The organism is Hyphomonas sp. (assembly GCF_046313975.1).
In the GTDB taxonomy this organism is placed as follows: Bacteria; Pseudomonadota; Alphaproteobacteria; order Caulobacterales; family Hyphomonadaceae; genus Hyphomonas.
In genome coordinates, this window is sequence record NZ_JBKBXB010000038.1 from 22,382 (window position 1) to 29,622 (window position 7,241).

11 protein-coding genes are annotated in these 7,241 nt (G+C 63.4%); 5 read left to right on the forward strand and 6 right to left on the reverse strand.

Annotation, left to right across the window (positions count from 1 at the left end; genetic code table 11):
- Positions 1-14: 14 nt before the first annotated feature.
- From ACK4TE_RS12685 to ACK4TE_RS12700, 4 genes are all read left to right on the forward strand, one after another.
- Positions 15-1,307, forward strand: coding sequence for a cystathionine gamma-synthase family protein (locus tag ACK4TE_RS12685; RefSeq protein WP_409911893.1), 1,293 nt, complete (start codon positions 15-17; stop codon positions 1,305-1,307).
- Positions 1,308-1,529: 222 nt separating this feature from the next.
- Positions 1,530-2,642 carry a tyrosine-type recombinase/integrase gene (locus ACK4TE_RS12690; RefSeq protein WP_409911894.1) on the forward strand — a complete coding sequence of 371 codons (1,113 nt, stop codon included), beginning with the start codon at positions 1,530-1,532 and terminating at the stop codon, positions 2,640-2,642.
- 99 nt (positions 2,643-2,741) lie between these two features.
- Entirely contained in the window at positions 2,742-3,281 is a 540-nt protein-coding gene (locus tag ACK4TE_RS12695; protein WP_409911895.1) for a hypothetical protein, read from the forward strand.
- Between the two features lie 100 nt (positions 3,282-3,381).
- A complete protein-coding gene (locus tag ACK4TE_RS12700) occupies positions 3,382-3,621 on the forward strand; it encodes a helix-turn-helix transcriptional regulator (protein ID WP_409911896.1) in 240 nt (79 codons plus the stop codon).
- Here the strand turns inward: ACK4TE_RS12700 and ACK4TE_RS12705 are convergent.
- Positions 3,584-4,483, reverse strand: coding sequence for a DUF5677 domain-containing protein (locus ACK4TE_RS12705; protein WP_409911897.1), 900 nt, complete (start codon positions 4,481-4,483; stop codon positions 3,584-3,586). The two genes, ACK4TE_RS12700 and ACK4TE_RS12705, sit on opposite strands and share 38 nt — an antisense overlap.
- 173 nt (positions 4,484-4,656) lie before the next feature.
- On the opposite strand from ACK4TE_RS12705, the gene ACK4TE_RS12710 reads away from it, so the two are divergent.
- Positions 4,657-4,974 (forward strand): hypothetical protein, encoded by a 318-nt coding sequence (locus tag ACK4TE_RS12710; protein ID WP_409911898.1) that lies wholly within the window; start codon positions 4,657-4,659, stop codon positions 4,972-4,974.
- A gap of 113 nt (positions 4,975-5,087) precedes the next feature.
- Here ACK4TE_RS12710 and ACK4TE_RS12715 read toward each other — a convergent pair whose 3' ends face one another.
- From ACK4TE_RS12715 to ACK4TE_RS12735, 5 genes are all read right to left on the reverse strand, one after another.
- The gene (locus tag ACK4TE_RS12715; RefSeq protein WP_409911899.1) at positions 5,088-5,342 is read right to left on the reverse strand and encodes a hypothetical protein; all 255 of its coding nucleotides are present in this window, start codon (positions 5,340-5,342) and stop codon (positions 5,088-5,090) included.
- A 15-nt stretch (positions 5,343-5,357) separates the two neighbouring features.
- Positions 5,358-5,894, reverse strand: coding sequence for a hypothetical protein (locus ACK4TE_RS12720; protein ID WP_409911900.1), 537 nt, complete (start codon positions 5,892-5,894; stop codon positions 5,358-5,360).
- 85 nt (positions 5,895-5,979) lie between these two features.
- A complete protein-coding gene (locus ACK4TE_RS12725; RefSeq protein ID WP_409911901.1) occupies positions 5,980-6,324 on the reverse strand; it encodes a hypothetical protein in 345 nt (114 codons plus the stop codon).
- Between the two features lie 63 nt (positions 6,325-6,387).
- A complete protein-coding gene (locus tag ACK4TE_RS12730; RefSeq protein WP_409911902.1) occupies positions 6,388-6,954 on the reverse strand; it encodes a hypothetical protein in 567 nt (188 codons plus the stop codon).
- Positions 6,944-7,241, reverse strand: a 298-nt coding sequence (locus ACK4TE_RS12735; RefSeq protein ID WP_409911903.1) for a hypothetical protein, incomplete at its 5' end; no start/stop codon positions are given. The genes ACK4TE_RS12730 and ACK4TE_RS12735, both read right to left, overlap by 11 nt.

The window sequence follows — 7,241 nt, forward strand, 5'->3', positions numbered from 1 at the left end:
GGGAAGGAAACCCCATGTCAAAACCCAAGAAATCCTATCGCAAGCGCGAGATCGGCGGGCATACGCTGAGCCCTGAATCGCTGGTGATGGGCTTCGGATACGATCCCTTCATGTCGGAGGGCTCGATCAAGCCGCCGATTTTCATGACCTCGACCTTCGCGTTCAAGTCGGCGCGCGATGGCGAGGCCCTGTTCCGACGCCTCGCCGGAAAGCGGGAGGAGGGGGACCCGGAGGATGCCGACCTCATCTATACCCGTTTCAACAACCCCAACATGGAAGTGCTGGAAGACCGGCTGACGCTGTATGATGATGGCGAGGCGGCGCTCGCCTTTTCCTCCGGCATGTCGGCAATCACGACTGCGTTGTTTGCCTGCGCGGAGCCGGGCACGGCGGTGCTGCATTCAAGCCCGCTCTATGGCGCCTCCGAAGTGTTCATCCGAACCTTCCTGCCAGGCTGGGGCGTGCGCTCGGCAGAGTTCGATGCCTGGTCGACGGAGGAACAGATCCTCGCGGCGGCGCGGGCGACGGTGAAACAGTTCGGGCCGATCTCGGTGATCTTTACCGAGTCGCCGGCGAACCCGACAAATGCACTGGTCGATATTGCGGCATGTGCGCGTGTCGCCTCAGTGCTGGAGAAGGAAACGGGGCGGCGCCCGATCCTGATGTGCGACAATACGATGATGGGCCCCATCGGCCACAAGCCGCTGAAACAGGGCGCAGACCTCGCGCTTTACTCGCTGACCAAATATGTCGGCGGGCACTCGGACCTGATCGCCGGCGGCATTGTCGGCAATGAGGAGATCATGAACCGGATCCGCCGTATGCGGAACTATCTCGGCACGATGCTGGATTCTCATTCCTGCTGGCTGCTAACCCGCTCGCTGGAGACCGTGCAGCTGCGCATGGAACGCTCGTTCGACAATGCAAAGATCTGCGCCGAATACCTGCGGGACCACGCGAAGATTGCGGCGGTGATGTATCCGGGCTTCCTGACGAAAGGCGACCCGCAGAAGAAAGTGTTCGATGAACAGTGCGAAGGTGCGGGCGCGACCTTTTCCTTCGATGTGAGGGGCGGAAAGGAGGCGGCCTTCCGCCTGCTCGACAATCTGAAGCTCATCAAGCTCGCGGTCAGCCTCGGCGGCACCGAGAGCCTGATGTGCCATCCGGGCTCGACCACGCATTCGGCCGTCCCGGCGGATGTGCGCGCGCGCATCGGCTTCACCGACGGGCTTGTGCGCTTCTCGGTCGGCATCGAATCGCCCGCCGACCTCGTGGCCGACCTGCAGCAGGCGCTGGAGGCGGTGTGATCAGGAAGCGCCTTCAAATCCGGGGCGTTTTCCCGTATGCAGGCGCCGGAGACCCCGTAGCTCAGCAGGATAGAGCGACAGATTCCTAATCGCAGTACACGGACCATCGGGGGCCGTCAGTACACGTATTGATGGTGTGCGACCCCTTGTTTCGTTGCCATTATCCCATCGTGAGCCGTGTGGAGCCGTATCTACCGCATGGCCTGAGATAGGGTCTGGACCATGGCAGAGAAGTTCACGCAGGCGCTCGTCGACCGTTGGGTCGGGCAGGCGGAGGCCGGCAAGCAGTTCTACGACTCGGAGGCGAAGGGCCTGCGCCTCGTGATCGGATCGACGGGCGGCTCCTACCGCCACGTCGGTAGGATCAACAGGCGGGGCGGACAATACGTCACCGTGAACGTCGGCAGGGCCGACGAGGTCACGCTCAGGCAGGCCAGGACCGCCTCGGCGGGTGTCCGGCTGGCGCTGAAGCGTGGCGAGGACCCGAGGAGGCCGGTGAGCGGCGTGCCGACCGTCAAGGAGGCGCTCGAAAGGTACCTGCTTCGCGACGAGCTGTCGGAGCGCACGAGGGAGTTCTACCGCCAGTGCGTCGATGGTCCGCTGCGCCGCTTGCGAGATGTCCCGATGGATGCGCTCGACCGAGAGGAGGTGAGGGCGCTCCACGAGGAGGTCACGAGGGGTTGCGGGCCCTATCGTGCGAACGGGGCGATGAGGACGCTGCGCGCCCTCCACAACGACGCAGCCCGCACCCACGACCTCCCGCCGAATCCGGTCACGAGGGCGGTGAGGTTCAACAGGGAGCAGAGGCGGGACGACGCCGTGCCCGCGTCCGACATGCCGGCGCTGTGGAGGCGGCTCGAATCTGTCGAGTGCCCGATCATGCGGAGGGCGTGGCTGACGCTGCTCCTGACCGGCCTGCGCAGCGGCGATGTCCGAGGGATGCGGTGGGATCACATCGACGCCGACGGTGTACTGCTGGTGCCGCACCCGAAGGGAGGTCGCTCGTTCCACCTGCCTCTCTGCTCGCACCTGCTCGCCGAGCTGGAGGAGCTGCGCGCGTTCGGATCCAAGTTCGTGCTGCCGTCGCCCCGTGACCTGTCGAAGCCGTTGGCCGGTCTCAAGCGCAACAAGACGTTCCCATTCAACCCTCACGCCATGCGCCACAACTTCAGCACCCACGCGATGGAGGCCGGCGTCGACCACGCCACCCTGAAGCTGCTGCTGAACCACGCCAGCGGTGACGTCACCTTCGGCTACGTGACCAGGGCGCACCTGCAGGGTCACATGCGGGACGCCGTGGAGCGGGTGGCGACTAGGCTGCTGTCCTACAGGTGACGGGCAGCTTGCGTTCGAATCAATCTGAACCCCCAATTTAAGGTGGAGGTAATCAGTTTCGTTTCAACTATTATTGCGCGACTCGAAAGGGCCAACAACGTGCGTTCACTGATTGAACAGAAGGAGAGTGAAGCTCGTTTCGCCGACAACCTTGGAACATTCTGGTTATGCTCAATTGGTCTCTTCGCAATTGGTTCAGTGATCTATCGCGGCGCGGAACTGTTTGTTGATCCCGACTTAAATGGCGATGGGCGTTTCACGATCTCGGACATCCCCACGCTGATTGCCCTATCGTTGGGCGAGCCCGGAAGGATTGTTCAAGTTTGGTTTGCGGACCACGCGGTCGGCCAATTTCTTGAGTTCAGCTCTTCGCCCCCATCACCAGTCTGGTCCGGAGTGCTGTCCGTGGCAGTATATCTGTCACCGTTCTACGCGCTTTCCTGCGCGGAGAAAGACAGCACTCGAGCGAGGGAACAGGCTCAAGCGATGCGGCGAGATCCAAAGCTGCTGGAGCGATTGCAGAAGGAACAAGAGGCATCCAAGCCATCACCAGGCGCGTCGAAGAGAGCACTCGTCGCAGTGGCAATTGGGGTGGGAACAGTCTGTTTGCTAGCGCTAGTCGGAAGCTTGCTTGGGTAATCCGTGAGCCGAAAATATTCGCATCAGCCGATTCAATGATCGTTATGCCCCTCGAAAGTGATGGGTTACGACGGCCCGTGACGGCCTTACCTTCCATCCTATGGAAGAGATCATCGAGAGACTTGAGCGGATCGAGCGTGCGTTGGTGGCGTCGCAGGGTACCTACCTCGACACCGAGGCGGCGGCGGAGCTCACGGGCATCAGCAAGGTGTCGCTGGAACGCTGGCGCACCGAGGGGCAGGGACCGCCGTACGTGAAGCTTGGTCGGCTCGTAAAGTACCGCCGCTTGGACATTGACGCCTTTATGGAACGTCACGTGGTCGGAGGTCCGACTCGGTAGCTTCGGCGCCATACTCCAGTCCATGATGCTCTCTCATAATCTTTGAGAAGAGCAAGTCGAACTCCGGATCCTCGTAGGCAGACAACAAGACTTTCATATCGAGTTGTAAGAACCGATAGGCTGAATAAAGCCGATACAGGGTGAGGTCCTTCAGAACTCTGGTCGTCTCCGCAGCCTGTGCATAAGCGGCCCAGCTTCTATTGGGTTCAGGTCTGTGAGCCCGCTCATAGAAGCTCGCCAAACCAAGGGGATTTCCGTGGATTGACTGGGAGGACTTCAAGTAACGCAACTGCAAATCTGCGGCAGCTTGCGTCGGGAGGATGTCCTTTGATGCCAAGTAATCCAGGAGCTTTCCGAAACTCCATTTGTCTTCGAGCTGGCGCCTGTCCCGCTTTGGATACTTCTGAGAAATGCGCTCATACTCCGCGTCTGGCAGCTGCATTGTTTCAAGAGTTTGTTGCGAGCCATCGTCCAACTTTTTGTCGCCTAGAACTTGGAGGAATGACCGCACTTTCTGGGTCAAACGGAACCACGCGATGTCCTCCAGCGTAAATGAAAATTCGTCGAGACGCTCATCAAATCCACCATCGCCGTGCAAGAGATAGATGAACCGAACGGTCCCTTCCAAAACGCTCCTCTGAAGGATTGATGCATCCCAAACTCTACCGGCTTCTATTAGGAGCAGAGCACTGCCGGTAGTGGACAAACAGGTCGTGCTCAGTGTGGCCAACACTTCCGCTCTTCGGCCCGAGATCGCGTCCGACTTCCACAACGGAGCAATCAGGCCCGCCATTTCTAAAACGCTGCGGTCTGTGAGGTCCGCAAGTCGATGAAATGGCTCATCTGCCGTCGCCTCGTGCAAGTTGGTTTCCTCATCCAATCCGTAGTCATGCGTGGGGACAATGCACCGAATAACAGTCAAGAAGAAGACCGCGCACTGAGGAAACGGCGCAACTCGGCCTGCTTTCGGAATAAGCGACGGCACCCCAGATAAATTAGGGCGCCCTTCAGCGCCTTCTATTGGAGGAGAAATATATGGCCATCGACATGCTCGAACTGGAGCGCCGCGTCGCCTCGCTCGAGGAGGACCGGATCGAGCACCTCGCACTGATCAGCGTGCTGGTCACGACCACGCAGCACCTCTGGTCGACGCTGATGGAGAGCGGCGTGATCGAGGACCCCGTCGCGTTCGCCGAAGCCTACCTCGCCGACCCGCCGCCGACGCGGCCGTTGCCGGGCGTGGACCCGGCGCACCTCGAGGAGCTGGGCCGGACCTACGGCGATCGGTTCCTGTACTACCGGGGCCTGCTGCTCGCCGAGGCCGTCCGTGTCCAGAGGACGTCGGGCGAATGAATGACGCCCGCCGCCCCAAAGAGGAAGGCGGCGGGCGTCCGGCGATCACACCAAGCCTCGCCCCAGGAGCGTGAGGGGCACGGTGGCGCCTAGCGGCCGGTGATGGCCGTCCGCTATCCGAGGAAGATCCTGTCCTGGTAGGCGATCTGCTCTGAGAGCTGTGTCGACAGCTTGTACAGCTTCGAGCCGACGGGGTGGGCGTCGGACAGCACGTGGCGGTGCGCAGAGAGCTCGTCGTGGCCCTCGGCGATGCGGGCCTTGACCAGGTCCTCAATCAGCGCGTCGCACTTGGCGAGCGTCTCGGCAGGAGCAGCGTTGGCGGCCTTCGCCAGAGTCTCCAGCTCCTGCAGTCGTTCGGTGTCGGTCATGTGTCGGCGTCCTTCTCAGACTCTAGGTGTGGTGCGTTTGACGGAGTCGAGGAAAGCCGTCTCGCGGTGGGTGGGCACGCGGGGCATGCCGCTGTCGTCGACGAGGCGGCGCGCGCCCTTGGCCAGCGCCCAGCGGAGGCTGTGCTGCACGGCGCGGTCGACGGCGTTCAGGTCGCTGCCTGCGATGCGGTGCGCCTCCTTGGATTCCAGCATGACCGCTCTGTAGTCCGTGTACGTCCTGCCCATCGCCTCGATGGCGGCGTCGACGTCGGCTGCGGCCTTGAAGAGTCTCTCCTGCGAGTCGCGTGCGAGCCGCTTCAGGCGCTCGGCCTCCAGTCCCTGCGTCTTCTTCTCCACCGCGGCCTCGCGGTCCTCCGCGATGCGAATGGCCGGGGTCAGGTCACGGATCTTGGTGTCGAGCCGGTCGCGCCGGGTCTGGAGGTGACGGGTGTCGGTGCCGTCGGCCAGCGCCTGCGCTATGGCGGCCTGCACCTCTGACAGCTCCTCCTGCGAGATGGCGAGCTGCGCCCTTAGCTGTTCTGCGGTCTTCATCCCGGTTTCCTCGTGTGCGCTAGCGAGCGAGCGCGTGTGCACGAAGGATGCGGTCACGGACGGACCGCGCAAACCCCCGAAGCGGTCAGCGCAGGCGGGCGCGCAGGGCGTTCACCAGCCTGCGGTCGATGCCGGGCCAGCCGTCGAACTCCACCACCTCCTCCGTCAGCATGGCGCTGAACAGCAGGTCGAGCGACAGGGTGGTCGCGGGGATGCCCCGCTCCGCCAGGACGCCGACGCACGCCTCACGCCACCCGTAGGGGAGGTCGAGGCCGATCCGGTCGTACAGGGCGAACAGGAGCCTCGCCTGGTTGGAGCGGGGCGTTGCCCTCGGGTCGAGCCTGCAGGCGGCGGCGACCCTGCGGACGGTCTCGCGGGTCTCGGGCAGCGGGCGCTCGTCGTCGATCGGTGAGTAGTTCGTGTTCTTCATGGCCGGATCTATGACCTGGGTGATGGCCTGGACATGCCCCCGACCTACCCTTCCCCTTTGAGATCAGGGCGTTGAGGGGCGCCGGTCCACAGATTGGATGTCAGGCGTGAGCCCGTCGTCGTGCTGGCCCAGCGCGATCGCCACCCTCTCGCGTCTGCGTGGGTCGTCGCGCGGGACGGTGCGCAGGTGCGCCATGAGTGTCTCCTCGGCGCCGAGCGAGATCGGCAGGGCGGCGTCGAACACCACGCCGCCGTCGGCACAGAGGTGGTCGGAGCGGAACGGCTCGTCGGTCTCCCACCGGCCACGGACCACCTCCAGGACGGTCCAGTGCGTCGGGCCGAACGCCGCCACCGGCGTGCCGGCCACGTGCTCCAGGATCGTCCTGGGCGCACCGGAGGCAATGAGTTCACGCAGGGCACGGTCACGGTCGACCTGGCGCAGCCACGGAAGGCTCTCGGTGATGCCTGCGAGCTCGGCGCCCAGGTCGTCCACCGAGACCACCTGGACGCGGAACCGGGCTGCGTTGCGCGACCTCGGGCCCTCGTAGGCTTTGGCCTCGTCCGGCGTCAGGGTCACGGTGACGGTGCCGCCGCGGTGGATCTCCAGGAACCGGGAGGGCTCATCCAGCATCTGCGTCGAGCTCCGCGATCAGTGCGTCGACGTCGACGACGTCGCGGGTGAGCCTCGGGACCGTGTCGGACGCGAAGTTCTGCTGGAGGTTCACCTGGACAGGCGGTGCGGCCTCTGAGGCGACGGCCCTGCGCATGGATGCCAGGTCACGGAAGGAGATGCTGGAAACGAACACCTGCTCGAAGTCGTCGTCGAGCACGGGGTTGCCGTCGGCGTCGATCAGCGGGACGCGCTGTGTCCTCAGGTGGCTGACGATGTGGTCATCGACACCTGCCAGGATCGCTGCG

Coding starts and splice junctions, on each gene's coding strand:
- ACK4TE_RS12710 (WP_409911898.1), top strand. CDS start 4,657: ATGGCCATCGACATGCTCGAACTGGAGCGCCGCGTCGCCTCGCTCGAG.
- ACK4TE_RS12725 (WP_409911901.1), bottom strand. CDS start 6,324: ATGAAGAACACGAACTACTCACCGATCGACGACGAGCGCCCGCTGCCC.
- ACK4TE_RS12715 (WP_409911899.1), bottom strand. CDS start 5,342: ATGACCGACACCGAACGACTGCAGGAGCTGGAGACTCTGGCGAAGGCC.
- ACK4TE_RS12720 (WP_409911900.1), bottom strand. CDS start 5,894: ATGAAGACCGCAGAACAGCTAAGGGCGCAGCTCGCCATCTCGCAGGAG.
- ACK4TE_RS12700 (WP_409911896.1), top strand. CDS start 3,382: ATGGAAGAGATCATCGAGAGACTTGAGCGGATCGAGCGTGCGTTGGTG.
- ACK4TE_RS12730 (WP_409911902.1), bottom strand. CDS start 6,954: ATGCTGGATGAGCCCTCCCGGTTCCTGGAGATCCACCGCGGCGGCACC.
- ACK4TE_RS12690 (WP_409911894.1), top strand. CDS start 1,530: ATGGCAGAGAAGTTCACGCAGGCGCTCGTCGACCGTTGGGTCGGGCAG.
- ACK4TE_RS12685 (WP_409911893.1), top strand. CDS start 15: ATGTCAAAACCCAAGAAATCCTATCGCAAGCGCGAGATCGGCGGGCAT.